Source organism: Bradyrhizobium sp. YR681 (assembly GCF_000282615.1).
Classification (GTDB): domain Bacteria; phylum Pseudomonadota; class Alphaproteobacteria; order Rhizobiales; family Xanthobacteraceae; genus Bradyrhizobium.
This window is the reverse complement of record NZ_AKIY01000295.1, coordinates 16349-36000: the sequence shown is the minus strand read 5'-3', so window position 1 is coordinate 36000 and position 19652 is coordinate 16349. Positions and strand designations below refer to the sequence as shown.

Here is a 19652-nt window from a genome sequence, read left to right as displayed (position 1 = left end):
CGAGCGCAGCGAAGCAATCCAGAATCTTCCCGCGGAGGGACTCTGGATTTGCTTCGCTGCGCTCGCAATGACGGGGATAGGGCGGTGGCTGGGCCCTCCGCCCGATACCTGCCCATGATGCCATCATGCCAGTGTTTTGCCCGACGGAGCAAGTGTTTTCGGCAAGCCCGAATTACTTAAATCCTTTCAACCCCATCCCTACTGTGCATGGGGTTGTTTTCGACATTCTTGTCGAAGCTACGGCTTCACCTCCGCCACCGGCTGCGCCTTCGGCGCCTTCTTCGACGCCCGCCAGTTCTCGAACCGCTGCACCACCACAAAGAAGGCCGGCACGAACAGCACCGCGAGACAGGTCGAGGCCAGCATGCCCGAGAAGACCGTAATGCCGATCGACTTGCGGGCGCTGGCGCCGGCGCCGGTCGCGATCACCAGCGGCACCACGCCGAGGATGAAGGCGAACGAGGTCATCAGGATCGGCCGGAAGCGGGCGCGCGCCGCCTCGATGGCGGCTTCCAGCACCGGCTTGCCGTCGCGGCCGTGCAGCTCGAGCCCGACCTCGACGATCAGGATGGCGTTCTTGGCCGACAGCGCGATCAAGAGGATCAGGCCGATCTGGCAGTAGAGGTTGTTGTCGATCTTGAGGCCGTTGAGGATCAGCGTCGGGCCGAGCAGCGACAACGGCACCGCCAGGATCACCGAGATCGGCGCGTACCAGCTTTCGTACTGGCCGGCGAGCACGAGATAGACCAGCAGCATGGCAAGCCCGAACACCCAGTAGATCTGGTTCGAGACGGCCTTCTCCTGATAGGACATCGCAGTCCACTCGAAGCCCGTGCCCTGCGGCAGCGTCTTGTCCGCGATCTCCTCCATCAGCTTCAGCGACTGGCCGGACGAATAGCCCTGGGCCGGCAGGCCGATGACGGTCGAGGAGGGAAAGAGGTTGTAGAGGCTGATCAGCGAGGGGCCGGTAGCCGGCGTGATCGTGGCGACGGTGCCGATCGGGATCATGTCGCCGTTCGAGTTGCGCACCTGCATGTTGGCGATGTCGCGCTCGGTGACGCGGAACGCCGGATCGGCCTGGGTGTAGACCTGGAACACGCGGCCGAACTTGTTGAACTGGTTGACATAGGACGAGCCGAGATAGGTCGACAGCGCCGAGAACACCTGGTCGGTCGTGACGTGCAGCGTCTGGGTCTTGATGCGGTCGATCTCGACGTTGAACTGCGGCACCGACGAGCGGTACGAGGACTGCACGCGCTGGAGCGCGCTCTGGCTCTGGCCGTTGGAGACCACGGCGCCGGTGATCGCCTGCAGCTTGGCGAAATCGCTGTTGCCGTCGCGCAGCTCGACCTGCATCGAGAAGCCGGCCGCGTTGCCGATGCCCTGGATCGGCGGCGGCGGCAGCACGATGGTGCGCGCCTCCATGATGACGGCGAGCTTGTCGTTCAGCCCGTACACCAGCGAGCGCAGATCCTCGCCGGGGCCTTTGCGCGCCTCCCAGTCCTTCAGGATGATGTAGGCGACGCCGGCATTGGCAAGGCTCGCACTGCTGTCGAGCGCCGAGATGCCGGCGATGGTGATGACCTGCTGGACGCCGGGCGTCTCCTTGATGATCTCGCTGGCCTTGTCGAGCACCTTCTGGGTCCGCTCCAGCGCGGCGCCGTCGGGCAGCTGGATGGCGGCGATCAGATAGCCCTGGTCCTCGATCGGCAGGAAGCCGGTCGGCACCCGCGACAGGCCGTAGCCGCCGATCACGATCAGCACCAGCGCGACCGCGACGGACATTGTGGCGTGCCCGCACAGGAAGGTGATCAGCCGCGTGTAGCCGCGCTCGACCCGGTTATAGACGTTGTTGAACCCGCGATAGAAGAAGTTGCGCTTTTCCGGCGGCACCGTCGGCCGCAGCCACAGCGCGCATTGCGTCGGCTTCAGGGTCGCCGCGTTGATGGCGGAGAGCAACGCGGTCGCCGCGATCACCAGCGCGAATTGCGAGTAGATGCGGCCCGTGAGGCCCGCGAGGAACGAGGCCGGCAAAAACACCGAGATCAGCACCAGCGTGATGCCGACGATCGGTGCGAACAGCTGGTCCATCGCCTTGATCGCGGCGTCGTGGCCGTTCATGCCCTGCTCGATGTTGTGGGCGGCGCCTTCGACCACGACGATGGCGTCGTCGACCACGATGCCGATCGCCAGCACGATCGCGAACAGCGTCGACATGTTGATGGTGAAGCCGAGCGCCGCCATCGCGGCGAACGCGCCGATGATCGTCACGGGCACGGTGGTCGCCGGCACCAGCATCGCGCGCCAGTCCTGCAGGAACACCAGGATCACGACCAGCACCAGCAGGCCGGCCTCGATCAGCGTCATGTAGACCTCGTGCACCGAGGCCTCGACGAATTTGGTGGTGTCGAACGGGGTGTCGTATTTGATGCCTTCGGGGAAGCGCTTGGCGAGTTCCACCATCTTCTTCTCGACGGCCTGCTCGACCTGGAGCGCGTTGGCGCCGGGCGACTGGAACACGCCGATGCCGACGGCGGGCTGCTTGTTCAGCGAGAAGATCTGGCTGTACGTCTGCGCCCCCAACTCGACCCAGCCGACGTCGCGCACCCGCGTGACGTCGCCGCTGCTGCCCGTCTTGACGATGATGTTCTCGAACTGGCCGGAGTCGTCGAGCCTTCCGTTGACATTGAGCGTGTACTGGAACGCCTGGCCCGCCGGCGTCGGCGGCGCGCCGACCTGGCCGGCCGAGACCTGCTGGCTCTGCTGCTGGATCGCCTGGATGACGTCCTGCGGCACCAATCCACGCGCCTGCAGCTTGTTTGGATCGAGCCAGATCCGCATCGAATACTGGCCGGCGCCGAACACGGTGACGTTGCCGACGCCGGGCAGGCGCGAGAGCTCGTCGCGGATGTTGATGGTGGCGTAGTTGCTCAGATAGAGGCTGTCGTACTTCTTGTCCGGCGAGGTCAGCGTCACGAACAGCAGGATCGAGGTCGACTTCTTCTGGACGGTGACGCCCTGGTTCTGCACGGACTGGGGCAATTGCGACAGCGCGCTGGAGACGCGGTTCTGCACCAGCACCTGCGCGAAGTTGAGGTCGGTGCCGATCTTGAAGGTGACGGTCAGCGTATAGGTGCCGTCGGAGGCGCTGTAGGACTGCATGTAGAGCATGTCCTCGACGCCGTTGACCTGCTGCTCGATCGGCAAGGCCACCGTGTCGATCACGGTCTTGGCGCTGGCGCCGGGATAACGCGTGGTGACCTGCACCGTCGGCGGCACCACATCGGGATATTGCGCGATCGCGAGGTTGAACAGCGCGACGCCGCCGATCAGGATCATCAGCAGCGCGATGACGTTCGAGAGGACCGGCCGCTCGATGAAGAATTTTGAGATCATGGCGCCCGCTCCCTACTTGGCAGACGCTTGCGGCTGCTCGATCTTCGTCACCTGCGGGTCGATCTTCTGGCCCGGGATCACGCGCAGGAGTCCTGCGGTCACCACGCGGTCGTCAGGCTTCAGGCCGCTTTCGATCACGCGCAGGCCGTTATCGGCCGGACCGATCTGCACCTTGCGCTGCTCGACGACATTGTCGCCGTTGACGACCAGCAGATAGCGGCCGCCCTGGTCGCTGCCGAGCGCTGTGTCGGGAACGAGGAGCGCGTCCTTCTCCTGGCTGAAGGGCACGCGGACGCGGACGAAATAGCCGGGCAGCAGCACCCGCTTGTCGTTGGGCACGAGGCCGCGCACGGCGAGGGTGCCGGTCGACTGGTTGATGGTCGGCGAGACGTAGTCGAGCTTGCCCTCATGGGGATAGCCGGTCTCGGTCTGCAGGCCCACCTGAATCGGGAATTGCTTCATGTCGGCGGTGGTGAGCCCGCGGCGCGCGGCCTCGGCGCGGATGCGCAACACGTCCTGCTCGTTGACGGTGAAGTTCACATAGATCGGGTCCATCGCGACGATGGTCGCGAGCTGGGTCGGGGAGGAGACGCCGACGAGTTCGCCCACCGAGACCATGTGCGCGCTGACGATGCCGTCAAACGGCGCGCTGACCTTGGTGTAGCCGTAGTTCACCTGCGCGAGCCTGGTGTTGGCTTGGGCCTGCTGGAGATTGGCCTGCGCGTTGTCGCGGGTCGATGTCGAAGTGTCGAGCGTGGCCTGCGAGACCGCCTGGCGCTGCACCAGCTCGGCCTGTCGCTTGTAGTCGGCTTCCGCCTGCCGGAGCGAGGCCTGCGAGCCGGCCTCGGCCGCCTGCGCCTGCTCGAGCTTCAGCTTGTAGGTCTCTGGCTCGATCGTGAACAGCTGGGTGCCCTGCTTGACGAAGGTGCCGTCCTGGTAGTCGATCGATTGCAGGAAGCCTTGCACGCGCGCGACCAGATCGACGTTCTTGATCGGCGCGGTGTTGCCGGTGGCCTCGACATAACGGGTGACCGGCCGCTGCACCGGCGTTGCCACGTCCACCTTGGGCGGCGGCGGCGCGACGAACGTGTTCTTGTCCTCGCAGCCGGCGAGGGCGGCCACGGCTGCCAGGGCGGCCAGCGCCCGCCCGATCTGCCTCCACTCTGTCTTGCGATGCGCGGGAGATGCGGGATTCGCGCAGGTCATTCGATGGCCCCCGATTGCGGTCTGTCGGTGCGGCAGGCTATCAACAAATGTCCGGCCGTGGAACACCATAGCCATGGCAGTCAACGGCCTTGCACTGCAAACAGCGGCGTGGCCTTTGACAGGTTTGTCGTGACATATCGCTTTTCATCGCGCGCATGATCGACCAGAATTGTGTCAAAGGCCGCGCGACGGACGTGAAGCGGTCGGGACGAAGATGAAGAAGAAAAAGTGAGGAGAACATGACATGTCCACGTCCCTCCACTCGGCCCTTGCCGGCCTCGTTCTCGCCGCGATGGTCGCCATGCCCGCGCTAGCCGATGGCCTGAAGGACGAGATCGCGCCGACCGGCAAGCTGCGGGTCGCGATCGCGATCAGCCCGGCGGGCGGCGCGTTCTGGTCGACCAAGACCGAAGCCGGCTATGCCGGCGTGCCGGTCGATCTCGGCAAGGAGATGGCCGCGCAGCTCGGCGTCCCCGTCGAATATGTCGTGCACCAGAATTCCGGGCAGATCACCGACGCGGCGAGCAAGGGGACCTGGGACGTCACCTGGCTGCCCAAGGACCCCGAGCGCGAGAGCAAGATGGCGTTCGGTCCGATCTACGAGGTCGCGGACGCCACTTACATCGTCAAGGTCGGCTCGAACGTCACCAATTTCGCAAGCCTCGACCAGGTGGGCATCAAGGTCGCGGCCGTCAACGCCACCACCACGATGCGCGGCGCCGTTGCGCATCTGAAGAACGCGAAGGTGACGGGCTATCAGACCTATGACGAGATCTTTGGCCTCCTGAAGAGCGGCGAGGTCGATGCCTTCGCCCTGTCGCGTGATCAGCTCAACAAGATGGCGCAGAAGATTCCGGGCACAAAGGTGCTCGACGAGACGTTCAAGAAGACGGTGACGGCAGTCGCCGTGCCGCTCGGGCACAGCCAGTCGCTGGCGTTCGTCACCAAATTCATGAACGAGGCCGTGACGAACGGCACCCTGCGCAAGGCCTATGACAACAACGGCCTGAAGGACACGCCGATCCGGACTGAATAGGCAAGCGGCGCAGCTTGGCTGCGCCGTGCTCTGGCTCTACGGCTCCGCGGTTCTGATACCCGCGGGGCTGACCTGCATCTTGAGCGTGGACGTCCTGTTCAGCGCCTTGCCGTCGAACGAGAACGCGATCAGCTCGTTCTCGACCATGCATTGCGCCACGACATGCCTGGAGTCCTTCGACCACACCATGCCCTGGCACCAATGGCCGATCTTGGCTTCCGCGACCGGGGTGAGGTCGGTGCCCGAAATCCTGTAGATCTTGAGCAGGCCGAAATCGTTGAAGAAGGGCGAGGCCGGCGGCTTGTTCGAGCCGTTCATGACGGTGACGGCGACATGGCCGCCGTCCGGTGACATCTTCACCGCTTCGGGCGTCTGCCCGACGGTTATCGTCGTGACGACGCGGATCGGTTTTGCGGTCATGTCGATCAGGCTGATCGTGTCGCTGTCGCCGCTGCTGGCGCCGACATTGCCGACGATTGCGACAGCGCCGCCGGTGAGATCGATGTCGTAGGGGCGGATGCCGGCAGAGAGATCGCGCTTGGCGTATTCGACCTTGGTCCCGTCCACGGTCAGAAGCGAGATCTTGCTGTCGCCGTCACGGGTGACCAGTGCGGTCGCGCCGTCGCGCGAGAATACGGCGTGGCTCGGACCCGACTTGGCGTCGCCAAGCTGGATCTTGCCTGATGGCGTCAGCGTGCCGCCGCTGATCGTGAAGACCGAGACGGTGCCTTCGCTCCGGTTCGCAACCAGTGCCAGCGTGCCCGCACGGTTGATCGAGACGCCGGCCGCGCCGGCGCCGGCCTGAAGCGTCGCGAGCACTTTTGGCGGAGAGGATTTGAGGTCGATGACGGAGAGCTTGTCATCAGGGACCGTCTTGGTCGCATCCGCCGGATCGACCTTCATGGCGCCCGTCACGAGCGCGTAGGCGCCGTCCGGCGCGACCGCCACGCTCGGCGGCGGGCCGACGACGCTGGCGGGGGCCGGCACCTCACCGAGAAGCTTCAGCGCACCGTCGGTGAGATCGATGACGCTGACCGTATCCGGCAGCGGTTGCTTGCGGACCACGGCAACGCCGTTCTCCAGCGCCATCTTGCCATCGTTGGCGGTGACGACGATGTCGGCATGAGCGGCGAAATTGGCGAGGCCAGCCAGGGACGTTGCGACCAGGGCTGACGCGGCATGGCGCGTGCGCCTGCGAAGAGCGGCTTTCATGTTTCCCCCGAAAGTTATGTTCTTGTCCGGTAAAGCTAAATGCAACCGGGCGTATCACGCAACAATCTGGACGCGATCATTTTTGCCTTGGCTCGGGGAATAAATCGGCGGGACGTGGTCCGGCGAGGCGGCGCGGGCGCCTGCATAAAAGATTGCACCTCAACCATTGCGCCACGTGTCTCGTGCGTCAAACTGACACAGCTCTGTCACCCGCGATGCCTAGAATATTTCTGATCGTAAACATCCTCATTTCCGGGGCGTCAAAAAAATGAAATCGAGACTACTGACGACGGCTGCGATTTTCGCGGCCGCGAGCGCGCTCGCGTGCGCTCTTCCCGTCCTCGCGGACGATTTTGGCCGCGACCGCGACCACGGACACGATCAAGGTGATCACGGCAACGATCGCGATCATCACCGGCATCCGCACGACATCCACACCGAGACGCCGATCAAGCATCTCGTCATCATCTTCAACGAGAACCGTTCGTTCGACCATTACTTCGCGACCTATCCGAACGCGGCCAATCCGTCCGGCTCGATCCCCTTCGTACCGAAGCCGCATACGCCGAAGGTCAACAACCTCGTTACGGCGAACCTGCTGGTCAACAATCCCAACAACAGTCCGGCCAACGGTACCGGCGCGACGGATCCGTTCCGGCTCGATCGCACCCAGGCCAACACGCGCTCGCAGAACCACGCCTACACGCCCGAGCAGCAGGCCGTGGACAACGGCAAGGTCGACCTGTTTCCGAAATTCACCGGCCGCGGCACGGCCGGCGGCGCCGGCGCGTTTGGCACCAACGGCCAGGTGATGGGCTATTTCGACGGCAATACCGTCACCGCGTTCTGGAACTACGCCCAGCACTTCGCCATGAGCGACAACCACTGGACCGACACGTTTGGTCCGTCCACGCCCGGCATGCTGGAAGTGGTCTCCGGCCAGACCAACGGCGTGCAGAACGTCGTCGGCACGTCGGCGTCGATCGCCGATGGCCAGGGCGGCCTGACGCTGATCGGCGACACCGATCCGGGCTACGATCTGTGCTCGAGCACGACCAGCACCATGCTGATGCAGAACAGGAACATCGGCGATCTGCTCAACGAGGAGCGCATCAGCTGGGGCAGCTTCATGGGCGGCTTCGACCTGACGCTCAAGAACGCCAACGGCACCACCGGTTGCGCCCGCAGCACCTTCTCCAGCAACGTCAACGGCACCATCGTGGACTACATTCCGCACCACGCCTTCTTCCAGTACTACAAGTCCACCGCCAACCCCACCCATGCACGGCCGAGCTCGGTCCACGCGGTCGGCCATACCCACGATCTCAACGGCAAGGTCGATCCCGCCAACCACAATTACGATCTCGAGGACTTCTACGCCGCGGTGAAGGCCGGCAATTTCCCGGCCGTCTCCTACATCAAGATGCCGGCCTTCCAGGACGGTCACGCCGGCAATTCCGATCCGCTCGACGAGCAGGTCGGCAATGTCGAGCTGATCAACTTCCTGCAGAAGCAGCCGGAGTGGCGCGAGACCGCAATCATCATCACCTATGACGACTCCGACGGCTGGTACGACCATCAGTATGTCGCGCCGAAGAGCGCCTCCTACGATCCGACCGCCGATCAGGTCAACGGCCCCGGCCTGTGCGGCCCCGGCCCGCAGAAACAGCCCGCACCGAAGGGCCTCTCCGGCCAGCCTGTGAACGGCCGCTGCGGTCCGGGCACCCGCGTGCCCTTCATCGTGGTTTCGCCCTACGCGAGGACGAACTTCGTCAGCCACACCTACATCTCGCAGGCCTCGGTGGTGCGGTTCATCGAGGACAATTGGCTGCACGGCAGGCGTCTGGGCGGTGGTGCGTTCGACGCCACGACCGGATCGATCATGGATCTGTTCGACTTCGATCAGGATCACCGCCACGATCTGCGGGTGGACGCCCTGTTCCTCGATCCCACCTCCGGCACTGTCATGACCAGCCCGCCGGACGAGCATCACCATCACTAGGACGCAAGTTCACATGAACAGCCGCACCATGTGGCTCTTCGGCGCCGGCCTGCTTTGTCTGGCCGGCGCCGTCTTTTCCGTCGTGACGCAAGGATTTGCGGGCGCGAATTCTGCCGGCGCGAATCCGAGCCCGGTTCGTCTCATGCGTCCGCCGGTCGCGCCGCTGTCGGCGATGGCGCAGCTCGGCAAGGAGATTTTCTACGACGCCTCGCTGTCGTCCTCCGGCGCGCTGTCCTGCGCCTCCTGTCACAGCCCCGATCACGCCTACGGCCCGCCCAATGACGGGCCGGTCATGCTCGGCGGCGCCAACCTCTCGCGGCAGGGCGCACGCGCGGTGCCGTCGCTCACCTATCTCGATCGCCATCCGAATTTCAGCATCGGTCCCGACAAGGGCGACGACGACAAAATCGTCGATCTCGCGCAGATGGCCGCGATCGGCCAGCAGGCGACGCGCACGACCAAGGCCGCGGGCGGAACCGGCGCGTCGGCGAACATCGTGCCGCAGGGCGGCCTGTTCTGGGACGGCCGCGCCGACACGTTGCAGGACCAGGCGCTCTTTCCGCTGCTCGACCCCAACGAGATGGACGGCGGCAGCGCCGAGATCGTCGCGGACAAGCTGCGCCGCGCGCCTTATGTCCAGCGATTCGTCGAGCTGTTCGGCGCCGGCGTGCTGAAGAACCAGCGGCTGCTGATCGCGGAAGCCATGTTCGCGGTGGCGCGCTATCAGGTCGAGGAGCCGAGCTTCCATCCCTACACCAGCAAGTACGATTATTGGCTCGAGGGCAGGGCGCTTCTGTCCGAGAGCGAGCTGCGCGGGCTGCAAGCGTTCAACGATCCCGACAAGGCCAATTGCGCGGGATGCCACACCTCGGCGCCGACCCGCGACGGCCTGCCGCCGCTGTTTACCGATCACCAATACGAGGCGCTGGGCGCGCCGCGCAACGCCGCGCTCGCGGGTAATCGCGATCCCGGCTATTTCGACCTCGGCGTCTGCGGCCCGCACCGCACTGACATTCCCGAGCAGACGCAATATTGCGGCATGTTCCTGACGCCGACATTGCGCAACACCGCGACACGCCATGCCTTCTTTCACAACGGTGTCTTCAAGACCCTCGAGCAGGTGCTCGACTTCTACAATTTCCGCGACACCAGTCCGGAGAAGGTGTTTCCGCGCGCCGCCGACGGCACGGTGCTGAGGTACGACGACCTGCCGCAAAAATATCACGCCAATGTCGATGTCACCGATCCACCGTTCGATCGTCACCCCGGCGACAGGCCGGCCATGACCGAGCGGGACGAGGTCGACATCATCGCGTTCCTGAAGACGCTGACGGATGGCTACAAGCCGGAGAACTAGGGCGTTGGTCGCTCAGCGTCCCCTGATCTCCGCATATTTCGCCATCGCGCGCTCGAACTTGCGGTTGAACAGCCACATCGCGGCGAGGATTTCGCGGAAGCTCGCCGAGCTGCGCGCCCGGTCGGCCTGTCCGAACGCGAAAATGCTGTTGTTGCGCAAGTGCTTCATGATCGTCGGGCTGGAGACCCGGTAGTTCAGGAGATCGCCGGATTTGAGCGCGGATCGCGTCGGGGTGGGCACGATCTGGATCAGCTCGAACAGTTTCATCTGGTCGATCGGGTCGGGCAGCGTCTTCACGATCGCGGGGATCTCCCGGAACACCTCCGCATGCGCGTTCATCAGCCCGTCGCGCACATTGGTCCAGTGGTTGAAGCGGTGATCGGTGCCGCGGGCGTGCGCCTCCTCCTTGTCGTCTCGCGCGCTGAGTTCGGGATCGACGGCCGCGATGTCTGCCTTGATCGCCTCCCATTTCCTGTGGCCGTTGCGGTCCTCGGACGGGCCGGTCTGGAAGCTGCCCATATAGGTGTTCGAACGCCCGTTGCGGACATTCTGCTTGCCGTTGGTCTCGGCAAAGAACAGCCCGAGGCTGATGCGCCCGGCAGCTTGCGCATGATCCGGCGCAAGTCCCTTGGCGCGCGCAATCGCAACCGCGAGATCGACGACGTCCTTGAACGGTGTCGCCGAGTTCTGCGCATTGGCCGGCGGCGCCTCCATGATGTCGAACAGCCTGCCGTATTCGTCGATCAGCGGCTCGATGTCGGCATCGAAATAGGCCGGCGGTATCTCGAACTTGTTGGGCCGGCCGATCCGCGACGGCATGGCGTCGGTGAGATCCTTGTAAGCGCTGATGACGGCGACGCGCGCCAGATACAGCGCCTGGCCCGGCAGGTTCGGCAGCGGCTGCTTTGCGTCGATCTGGCCGCGCCGCTCGGCGAGGATGGATTTGAAATCGCCGAGCGCGTGCTCGTAGGTCGCGAGAGCTTCCGTCTGCTTTGGGTTCGGCGTTTGCGCGTGACCCACCGCCGATGCCGAAAAGATCAGCCCAAGCGCTGCAAGGGCTGCGATGGCGTGACGGCGTGCAGGCATGGCCGGTTCCCCCAAACGATTCGTCGTTCAGGGGATCGTAGCCTAGTCGTTGGCCTCCGGCGGCAGGAAGTCGACCTCGTGCAGCGCCGAGATGCGCACGACTTCGGCAGGGTCGGTCAGATTGTGGAGCTGGTTGAACAGCGCCTCCAGCTTCTGCATCGGCGAGACCCAGAACAGCGCGCGTGCCGGCTTGTCGGATTTGTTGAAATAGCCGTGCGGGATGCCGCGCGGCAGGCGCACGAGGTCGCCGGCATGGGCCTTGACCCATTGGCCATCGAGCTTGAGGTCGAGCGTGCCTTCCTGCACCAGGATGAACTCGTCCTGGGTCGGGTGAATGTGCACCGGTACGAACTGGCCGGGGTCGCTGTTGGTCTCGAATGCGAAGGTGGATTCGGTGACGGCCTTTGGGAAATAGACCTGGCCCAGAATGTTCCAGGTCTTGCCGCCATAGCCGGCGCCGTTCACGGTGATGCCTTTTTCGAGTGCAGTCATGGCTCGCCTCCAATGGAATTTTGGTTAAGACAAGTTTTGCGCAGGTGGCGGGCAGAGTCCATCCGCCACACTCGCGCTACCGGCCGTTGCGCTCGGACTTGCGCAGAAAGCCTTCGACGTCGGCCTGCACTGAATAGGGCGTCGGGATCGGGTCGCCCACGGAATCGACGGCGGTGTCGAGGGAGCGGCGCAGCATGCGCGCAAGCTCGGCTTTTCGGTACGGCTTCGTCAGCAGCGGCGCGCCCATGGTAGCGTGTCCGGGCCCATGCGGAACGTCGTGGGCATAGCCCGACGTGAACAGCACCCGCAAGGAGGGGCGCGCAGCCACCATCTCGTCGGCGAGCTCCCGTCCATTCAAGGCGCCGGCCATCACGATGTCGGTGAAAAGCAGGTCGAACGGCGTGCCCTGGGCCGCAATGGCGAGCGCTTCGGTCGCGTTGCCGGCGGGGATGACCTTGTAGCCGAGGCTTTCGAGCTGCACCGTGACATATTGGCGGACGTCGCGGTCGTCTTCGACGCAAAGGATGGTTTCCGTTCCGCCCACGACCTTGCGTTCGTCGTAGCCGGTCGGGCGAAGCGTGCTGGTCTCGGCCTTCGGCAAGTAGATCGTGAATGTCGTGCCGCGGCCTTCTTCGGATGTGACCTTGATGCCGCCGCCGGACTGCTTGACGAAGCCGAACACCATGCTGAGCCCGAGCCCGGTACCCTTGCCGACGTCCTTGGTCGAGAAGAACGGATCGAAGATGCGCTCGATATTGGTGCGCGGAATGCCGGTGCCGCTGTCGGCGATCTCGATCTCGACATAGTCGCCCGCATAGCCGGCGCCGACCGCGACGGCCTCGCGGACGCCGAACACGACGTTGCGCGTCCTCAGCGTCAGCCTGCCGCCGTCCTGCATCGCGTCGCGGGCGTTGATCGCGAGGTTGAGCAGTGCCGAGCTCAACTGGCCGCGGTCGGCGAAGGCGAGCCAGACGTTGCCGTCGAGCCGCGTCACGATCTGGATGTTCTTGTCGAAAGTCGCCAGCAGCAATTTTGCGAGCTCTTCGAGCAGTTCATTGACGTCGATCTCGGCCGGCTGCAACGCCTGCTTGCGCGCGAAGGAGAGCAGGCTCGACGTCAGCGCGGCGCCGCGGTCGGCGGCCTCGCTGATCAGCTTGGTGATGGTGGCGAGCGGCGGATTGTCCTTCACGGCGTCGGCGAGGATCTCGATCGTGCCCGTGATCACCGTGAGCATGTTGTTGAACTCGTGCGCGATGCCGCCGGTGAGTTGCCCGACCGCCTCCATCTTCTGCGCCTGGATCAATTGCTCCTCGGCGGCGCGCTTCTGGGTGACGTCCTTGACGAAATTGTTGATGACGGTGCGCCCGCCGATCTGAAGTGCGGTGCTCGACGCCTCGATCAGGATCTCGTCGCCTTCCCGGTGCAGCAGGGTCGCTTCGAACCCTATACCGATCGGCGTATTCGACAGTTCCGGCATCAGCCGCATCATGCGTTGCCTGAAACCGTCGCGCAGCGGCGCGGCGACGAGGAGGTCGACGACATCGGCGCCGAGCGCCTCCTGCCGCGTCCATCCGGTCAGGGCCTCGGCCTGAAGGCTCCACTCCAGGACGATGCCGCGTTCGTCGGTCTGGATGAAGGCGTCGAGCGCGGTCTTGATGACGGCTTGCGTCAGCTGCGCGCTCTCGGCGGCGGCCTTCGCCTGATCGGCCAGCGCCGCGGCCGTGCGCTGATCCTGCGACGTCTCGATCGCGCGCATGCACAGGCGCACGAGCAGCACCGCGATTGCCGCGCTTGCGAGGAGGGCCACGATCTGGGGAACGCCGAAACCGCCGGCGGCGCCGGTCAGGGCATGGGAAGCGAGCAGGGCCGTGGCGGTCACGACGACCTGCGTGGCCATCGCGAGTGTCAGAAGCCCCCTGAGTTTCATGGTCTCACACCAAAGACGCCAGCCGCGGACTTGCCCCAGCCGCCCTGTCGCGAGGAGTCCGGCATCATGTGAGCTACAGATTCCGCGCGGCGGCGTCGAGGGGCAATTTGCGGTGGTACCGGGCGGCGGACTGTCCGGGAGGTTCAGGCTCTGCGCTTCACCCCGCCGGCGAATCGGTCTGACGCAGCGTCGTCACCCAGATCGCGCGGGCCACCTGCTGGGTCGGGTTGTCGAACATGTGCGGCACGATGCTCGGGAAACGAAAACTGTCGCCGGCTTCCAGCACATGGGCCTGATTGTCGAGCCACAGCCGCAGGCTGCCCGACAGGATGTAGCCGGCCTTCTCGCCGGTGTGCTGCAAAAAATCCGTGCCTGAGGAGGCACCGGGATTGAGCGTCAGCTCATAGAGCTCGAGCTGGCCCTGGCCATCGGGGGTGAGGGCCTCCTTGACGACGCCGCTGGCGGTGAGGCGCAGCAGGCGCCTCGAGTTCTTGCGCACGATGTAGCGCTGCACGTCGGCGGGATCGGTGGTCTCGAAGAAGTAGGAGATGGGAACGTCGAGCGCGATGCTGAGCAGGCGCAGCGTGCGGATCGACGGCATCGCGCGCGCGCGTTCGAGCTGGCTGATCATGCCGTTGGAGAGGCCGGTCCTGGTGGCGACGTCCTGGATCGAGAGGCCGGCGCGCTGGCGCAGCAGCCGCACGGTCTCACCGAGGCGCTGGTCGACGGCATCGTCGGCCTCGATCGCCGGGGCGTCCTTGGTGCCGTTCGTATCGCCGCGACCATCCATGTCGCTCTCCCATGCATGTCCTCGCCGCCGGAATGGTCCAGCGGCGTTCAGTCAGAGTGAAAAGGTCACGCATCCTAGCAATGTGATTGACAGCTGTATTTAGTCATGATGAACTTTTGATACAAAAATTTAGAAGCACTAAAGCCCACTCCTGTCCCTTTGCCGGGGTCTCGGGGCGCGGGAGACGGTGCCGCGTGCGGGAACGGAGACTGGTTATGGCAGACAGCACCGGCAAGTTCGGCGTTGGCGGACTGCATCCTCTCGGCATTCCGAATCGCCGACAATTCTTCCAGCTCGGCGCCGGCGCGGCGGCGGGATGGAGCCTTGCAGGCGGCGCCTTCGCGCAGACCGAACGCCCCTCCAATCCGCCGGACAAGCCGCGCGGGCAGGTGATCGCGGCGCTGTCGCAGGAGCCGACGGTGTTTCATCCCTTGATGCCCGGCATCGAGGTCGACCAGGGCATCTGGTGGCAGGTGTTCTCGCTGCTCTGGTACATCGATCCCGAGGGCAATTTCGTTCCCGATCTCGCCCGCGAAGTGCCGACCATCGAGAATGGCGGCCTGTCGGCCGACGGCCTGACCTGGAAGATCAAGCTGCGTAGCGACGTGAAATGGCATGACGGCACGCCGTTCACGGCCGAAGACGTGAAGTTCTCGCTCGACCTGATCAACGATTCCAATTTCCGCGCGCGCAGCCGCGTCGGCCACAGCCTGGTCAAGGACATCAAGGTCGTCGCAGCGGACGAGATCCATTGGCGGATGGACGCGCCCTATTCGCCCTACATGTCGATCCTGGGCTCGCTGACCTTCATCGTGCCGAAGCACATCCTGGAGAAGGTGTCCGATCCGAACGCCTCGCCGTTCCACAATGCGCCGGTCGGCACCGGTCCGTTCCGCTGGGGCGAGCGCGTGCCCGGCGACCATATCCTCCTGAATGCCCACACCGGCTATCACGGCAAGGGACCTTACGTCGAACGCGTCGTCTTCAAATACATCCCCGACCTCACCGTGCTCTACACCCAGTTCCGCACCGGCCAGGTCGACTACACCGGTTTGCAGGGCATCTTGCCGAACTTCGTGCAGGAAGCGAAGACGCTGAAGGGGCGCAAGATCTTCGTCTCCTCGACGTCCTCGGTCGAGCACATCGCGCCCAACCTGGAGTTCGGCCCCTTCGCCGACCGCGCGGTGCGCGAGGCGCTCTACCTCGCTATCAACAAGCAAGCGATCATCGATGCGCTCTATTACGGCCTGCCGACCCAGACCGAGAGCTTCGTGCCGCAGCAGGCGTGGTCGTTCCAGCAGGGCCTGCCGCAGCACAAATACGATCCCGCCAAGTCCAATGCGCTGCTCGATGCGGCAGGCTGGGTGCGCGGCTCGGGCGGCATTCGCGAGAAGGGCGGCGTCAAGCTGGAATTCGCCAACTCGACGACGGCGGGCAGTGCCGTGCGCGAGCAGTGTCAGCAGCTGCTGATCCAGGACTGGCGGTCCATTGGCGCAGCGATGCGCGTCAACAACATGCCGGCCGCCGTGATCTGGGGCGACTTCTGGCAGCAATCGAAGTTCAATTCGGTCATCGTCGGCGTGAACTTCATGCTGGGCAGCGACCCCGACGTGACGCCGCGCTTCGGCTCCGGTGCCATTCCCGCCAAGGGCGGCCGCGGCTACAACACTTATCAATACCAGAATGCGGAGGCCGACCGGCTGCTGGCCCAGGGCGCCAAGCAGTTCGACCTGGCGCAGCGCAAGGCGACCTATGGCGAGCTGCAAAAGCTCGTCCGCAACGACCTTGCCATCCTGCCGCTGTTCCAGGGCTTCATTGCCGAAGGCGTCAAGGAAGGGCTGCAAGGCTTCCGCCCCAACATCAACGCGTCCATCAATTGCTGGAACGTCCGCGAATGGTACTGGGCCTGATGCGTCCGGCACGCTGGATCGCCTGAGATGGCCCGTTACGTCGTCAATCGCCTCGCGCAGGCGATCATGCTGCTCGTGATCGTCTCGGCGATCGGCTTTGCCATCCTGCATCTGGCGCCGGGCGGTCCGCTGTCGCAATTTGCGGCTTCCGCGCAGATGACGCAGGAGGATCTCGACCGCGTCACGAAGCAGCTAGGCCTCGATCGTTCGCTGCCGATCCAGTATCTCGACTGGTTCGGCCGCATGCTGAAAGGCGATTGGGGCAAGTCCTACCGCGACGGCGAGCCGGTGCTGTCGGTGATTTCCTCGCATCTCGGCGCCACGCTGGAACTGATGGCGACGGCGACCATCATCGCGGTGCTGCTCGGCTGCTGGATCGGTATCCTCGGCGCGCTGCGGCGCTATTCGCCGTTCGACATGCTCGCAACCGTCGGCGCCATGATCGCGCTGTCGATCCCGACCTTCTGGTTCGGTCTCGTCATCATCTACGTGTTTTCGGTGACACTCGGCTGGCTTCCGTCCGGCAACCGGCAGACCATCGGCGACGGCTCCTTCCTGGACCTCCTGCATCATCTGATCGCGCCGGCCCTGGTGCTGGCGCTGGTCGAGACTGCGATGTGGGGCCGCTTCATGCGCTCCTCCATGCTCGAGGTCATCAACCAGGATTACATCCGCACCGCGCGCGCCAAGGGCATGTCGGAATGGCGCATTCTGACGGTGCATGCCCTGCGCAACGCGCTGTTGCCGATGATCACGGTGGCCGGCCTCCAGCTTCCGACCTTGCTCGGCGGCGCACTGGTGGCCGAGACCGTGTTCACCTGGCCCGGCATGGGGCGACTGTTCCTGGATTCCATCGGCTACCGCGACTATCCCGTGGTGATGGGCATCCTGATGTTCTCGGCGACAATGGTGCTGATCGGCTCGCTGCTTGCCGACATCCTCTATGCCGTCGTCGATCCGCGCATCCGGGTGGGCTAGGCGATGACGGCTGCCACCCTCTCCACCGTTCAGCTCTCGCCGGGCCAGGCAGCCTGGCGGCGCTTCCGCCGGCATCGCCTTGCGCTCGTGGGCGCGGTGATCATCCTGGTTCTCGTCCTGGGCTCGGCGTTCGGCCCCTATCTCCTGCCGTTCGACGACACCTATATCGACATCATGAAGCGGTTCGCGCCGCCGCTGTCGGGCGCGCACATCCTCGGCACGGACGAGCTCGGCCGCGACGTGCTGGCGCGGCTGATGATGGGCGGGCGGGTGTCGCTCTCGATCGGCATCGTCGCGATGGTGATCGCGATGGTGGTCGGCATCGCCGTCGGCGCCTTCGCCGGCTTCTACGGCGGCGTCGTCGGCGCGGTGCTGATGCGGCTCGTCGACGCGGTGCTGTGCTTCCCGACCATCTTCCTGCTGCTCGTGCTCGCAGCGCTCATCGAACCCGGCTTCGTCACCACCACCGTGCTGATCGCGGCCACCGCCTGGATGTGGGTGGCCCGCGTCGTCGAAGCCCAGGTGCGATCGCTCAGGGAGCGCGAATTCGCCGTCGCCGCGCTCGCCTTCGGTTCGTCGAACCTGCGGATCATGTTCCGCGAGCTCGTGCCCAATGCGATCGCGCCGATCGTGGTGGCGGCGACGCTGAACGTCGCCAAGGCGATCCTGCTCGAATCCTATCTCAGCTATCTCGGTTACGGCATCCAGCCGCCGGCTGCGAGCTGGGGCAACATGCTCAACAACGCGCAGATCTACCTCACCAGCGCGCCGTGGCTCGCGATCGCGCCGGGCCTCGCCATCACGCTCGCGGTGACGAGCTTCAACTTCCTCGGCGACGGCTTGCGCGATGCGCTCGATCCCAGGATGAACATCCCATGACGAGCAAGACCTCGATCGAACTGATTTCCAGGAGTGTCCCATGTCCCCGCCGCTCAACCGTATAAACAGCGACGAACGCCTGCCGGCGCAGGCGGACATCGTCGTCATCGGCGGCGGCGTCATCGGCGTCTCGGCGGCCTATCATCTCGCCAGGAAGGGGCTCTCCGTCGCGCTCGTCGAGAAGGGGCATGTCGGCGGCGAGCAGTCGAGCCGCAACTGGGGCTGGTGCCGCCAGCAGGGCCGCGCCCGCGAGGAAATTCCGCTGGCGCGCGAGGCGCTGCGGCTGTGGGAGGACATGCAGAACGACGCCGGAGTCGATGCCGGCTTCCGCCGCACCGGTGTGCTGTTCCTGACCAAGAGCAAGGACGAGCTTGCCGGCTGGGAGCGCTGGGCCGCGATTGCGCGCGAGATGCAGGTCCACTCGACCGTCCTGACGCCGGCCGAGGTCGCCGAGCGCATGCCGGGGAATACCGACAAATGGGTCGGCGGCCTGCATACGCCGAGCGACGGGCGCGCCGAGCCGTCGATGGCCGTGCCCGCGCTCGCCACCGCCGCGCGAAAACACGGCGTCACCATCCATCAGGGCTGCGCCGCGCGCGGGCTGGAGACATCAGGCGGGCGCGTCAGCGCCGTCGTCACCGAGAAGGGCACCATCCGCACCCAGGCCGTGCTGCTGTCGGGCGGCGCGTGGTCGTCGCTGTTCTGCCGCCGTCACGGCATCGAGCTGCCGATCGGCCTCGTCAACGCCACCGCATGCCGGACTACGCCGGCGCCCGAGATCACCTCCGGTGCGCTCGGCACCGATCTCTACTGCATCCGCCGCCGCCTCGACGGTGGTTTTACCCTCGCGCTGCGCAACCGCGGCACCGTGGAATTGTCACCCGACCTGTTCCGCTACGCGCGCACCTTCTGGCCGACCTATCTGCACCGCCGCAACGGATTGAAAATGTCGTTCGGCAAGTCGTTCTTCGATCAGCTCGCGCGCGGCACCGCCTGGAGCTTCGACAAGCCGTCGCCGTTCGAGACCGAGCGCGTGCGCGATCCCGCGCCCGACATGTCGCTGGTCAACGCGGCGCTGGCCTCGCTGATCAAGGCAAACCCGGAATTGAAGGACATCGAGATCGCGGAGGCCTGGGGCGGCACCATCGATTGCACGCCCGATACGATCCCGGTGATCTCGCCGGTCGAGGCCTTGCCGGGTTTCTTTCTCGCCACCGGTTTCTCCGGCCATGGTTTTGGCATCGGCCCCGCCGCGGGCAAGCTTGCCGCCGACATCGTCACGGGCTCGACACCGTTGGTCGATCCCGCGCCTTACAGCCACAAGCGCATGATCGACGGCCGGCGGCTCGCGCCGGTCAGCCCGTTCTGAGAGCGATTGCGA

The 19652-nt window shown here is 65.1% G+C and carries 14 protein-coding genes; 7 read left to right on the top strand and 7 right to left on the bottom strand.

All coding sequences use genetic code 11. From position 1 onward, the window contains the following. Positions 1-237 precede the first annotated feature (237 nt). Both PMI42_RS32165 and PMI42_RS32160 read right to left on the bottom strand, forming a co-directional pair. Positions 238-3396, bottom strand: coding sequence for an efflux RND transporter permease subunit (locus tag PMI42_RS32165; RefSeq protein WP_008142776.1), 3159 nt, complete (start codon positions 3394-3396; stop codon positions 238-240). 12 nt (positions 3397-3408) lie between these two features. Further along, positions 3409-4602, bottom strand: a complete 1194-nt coding sequence (locus PMI42_RS32160) for an efflux RND transporter periplasmic adaptor subunit (protein ID WP_008142774.1) — start codon at positions 4600-4602, stop codon at positions 3409-3411. Between the two features lie 244 nt (positions 4603-4846). Here PMI42_RS32160 and PMI42_RS32155 point away from each other — a divergent pair, with 244 nt between their 5' ends. Further along, entirely contained in the window at positions 4847-5638 is a 792-nt protein-coding gene (locus PMI42_RS32155) for an ABC transporter substrate-binding protein (RefSeq protein ID WP_008142771.1), read from the top strand. A gap of 36 nt (positions 5639-5674) precedes the next feature. On the opposite strand, the gene PMI42_RS32150 is transcribed toward PMI42_RS32155, so the two are convergent. Continuing rightward, entirely contained in the window at positions 5675-6850 is a 1176-nt protein-coding gene (locus tag PMI42_RS32150) for a YncE family protein (RefSeq protein ID WP_008142769.1), read from the bottom strand. Between the two features lie 268 nt (positions 6851-7118). Between PMI42_RS32150 and PMI42_RS32145 the strand changes: the two genes are divergently transcribed. Next, the gene (locus PMI42_RS32145; protein WP_008142767.1) at positions 7119-8852 is read left to right on the top strand and encodes a phospholipase C; all 1734 of its coding nucleotides are present in this window, start codon (positions 7119-7121) and stop codon (positions 8850-8852) included. 13 nt (positions 8853-8865) lie between these two features. Then, the gene (locus tag PMI42_RS32140) at positions 8866-10209 is read left to right on the top strand and encodes a cytochrome-c peroxidase (protein WP_008142765.1); all 1344 of its coding nucleotides are present in this window, start codon (positions 8866-8868) and stop codon (positions 10207-10209) included. Between the two features lie 12 nt (positions 10210-10221). Here the strand turns inward: PMI42_RS32140 and PMI42_RS32135 are convergent, their stop codons facing one another. From PMI42_RS32135 to PMI42_RS32120, 4 genes are all read right to left on the bottom strand, one after another. Next, positions 10222-11295 carry a hypothetical protein gene (locus PMI42_RS32135; RefSeq protein WP_008142762.1) on the bottom strand — a complete coding sequence of 358 codons (1074 nt, stop codon included), beginning with the start codon at positions 11293-11295 and terminating at the stop codon, positions 10222-10224. A gap of 42 nt (positions 11296-11337) precedes the next feature. Then, the gene (locus tag PMI42_RS32130; RefSeq protein ID WP_008142760.1) at positions 11338-11787 is read right to left on the bottom strand and encodes a cupin domain-containing protein; all 450 of its coding nucleotides are present in this window, start codon (positions 11785-11787) and stop codon (positions 11338-11340) included. A gap of 76 nt (positions 11788-11863) precedes the next feature. Further along, positions 11864-13714, bottom strand: a complete 1851-nt coding sequence (locus PMI42_RS32125; protein ID WP_008142757.1) for an ATP-binding protein — start codon at positions 13712-13714, stop codon at positions 11864-11866. A 157-nt stretch (positions 13715-13871) separates the two neighbouring features. Beyond that, positions 13872-14504, bottom strand: a complete 633-nt coding sequence (locus PMI42_RS32120; protein ID WP_008142755.1) for a cupin domain-containing protein — start codon at positions 14502-14504, stop codon at positions 13872-13874. A gap of 215 nt (positions 14505-14719) precedes the next feature. On the opposite strand from PMI42_RS32120, the gene PMI42_RS32115 reads away from it, so the two are divergent. Genes PMI42_RS32115 through PMI42_RS32100 form a run of 4 tightly spaced genes read left to right on the top strand, consistent with a single transcriptional unit; the run spans position 14720 to position 19640 of the window. Then, positions 14720-16414, top strand: a complete 1695-nt coding sequence (locus tag PMI42_RS32115; RefSeq protein WP_008142752.1) for a peptide ABC transporter substrate-binding protein — start codon at positions 14720-14722, stop codon at positions 16412-16414. Between the two features lie 27 nt (positions 16415-16441). Continuing rightward, positions 16442-17392 (top strand): ABC transporter permease, encoded by a 951-nt coding sequence (locus PMI42_RS32110; protein WP_008142749.1) that lies wholly within the window; start codon positions 16442-16444, stop codon positions 17390-17392. 3 nt (positions 17393-17395) lie between these two features. After that, positions 17396-18271: an ABC transporter permease gene (locus PMI42_RS32105; RefSeq protein ID WP_008142747.1), complete on the top strand. Its 876-nt coding sequence runs from the start codon at positions 17396-17398 to the stop codon at positions 18269-18271. Positions 18272-18311: 40 nt separating this feature from the next. Then, positions 18312-19640, top strand: coding sequence for an NAD(P)/FAD-dependent oxidoreductase (locus tag PMI42_RS32100; protein ID WP_008142745.1), 1329 nt, complete (start codon positions 18312-18314; stop codon positions 19638-19640). The last annotated feature ends 12 nt before the right edge of the window (positions 19641-19652 follow it).

Bases quoted from the DNA above. Each gene is read 5' to 3' on its own strand.
- PMI42_RS32165 (WP_008142776.1), bottom strand. From the start codon at position 3,396: ATGATCTCAAAATTCTTCATCGAGCGGCCGGTCCTCTCGAACGTCATC.
- PMI42_RS32160 (WP_008142774.1), bottom strand. From the start codon at position 4,602: ATGACCTGCGCGAATCCCGCATCTCCCGCGCATCGCAAGACAGAGTGG.
- PMI42_RS32155 (WP_008142771.1), top strand. From the start codon at position 4,847: ATGTCCACGTCCCTCCACTCGGCCCTTGCCGGCCTCGTTCTCGCCGCG.
- PMI42_RS32150 (WP_008142769.1), bottom strand. From the start codon at position 6,850: ATGAAAGCCGCTCTTCGCAGGCGCACGCGCCATGCCGCGTCAGCCCTG.
- PMI42_RS32145 (WP_008142767.1), top strand. From the start codon at position 7,119: ATGAAATCGAGACTACTGACGACGGCTGCGATTTTCGCGGCCGCGAGC.
- PMI42_RS32140 (WP_008142765.1), top strand. From the start codon at position 8,866: ATGAACAGCCGCACCATGTGGCTCTTCGGCGCCGGCCTGCTTTGTCTG.
- PMI42_RS32135 (WP_008142762.1), bottom strand. From the start codon at position 11,295: ATGCCTGCACGCCGTCACGCCATCGCAGCCCTTGCAGCGCTTGGGCTG.
- PMI42_RS32130 (WP_008142760.1), bottom strand. From the start codon at position 11,787: ATGACTGCACTCGAAAAAGGCATCACCGTGAACGGCGCCGGCTATGGC.
- PMI42_RS32125 (WP_008142757.1), bottom strand. From the start codon at position 13,714: ATGAAACTCAGGGGGCTTCTGACACTCGCGATGGCCACGCAGGTCGTC.
- PMI42_RS32120 (WP_008142755.1), bottom strand. From the start codon at position 14,504: ATGGATGGTCGCGGCGATACGAACGGCACCAAGGACGCCCCGGCGATC.
- PMI42_RS32115 (WP_008142752.1), top strand. From the start codon at position 14,720: ATGGCAGACAGCACCGGCAAGTTCGGCGTTGGCGGACTGCATCCTCTC.
- PMI42_RS32110 (WP_008142749.1), top strand. From the start codon at position 16,442: ATGGCCCGTTACGTCGTCAATCGCCTCGCGCAGGCGATCATGCTGCTC.
- PMI42_RS32105 (WP_008142747.1), top strand. From the start codon at position 17,396: ATGACGGCTGCCACCCTCTCCACCGTTCAGCTCTCGCCGGGCCAGGCA.
- PMI42_RS32100 (WP_008142745.1), top strand. From the start codon at position 18,312: ATGTCCCCGCCGCTCAACCGTATAAACAGCGACGAACGCCTGCCGGCG.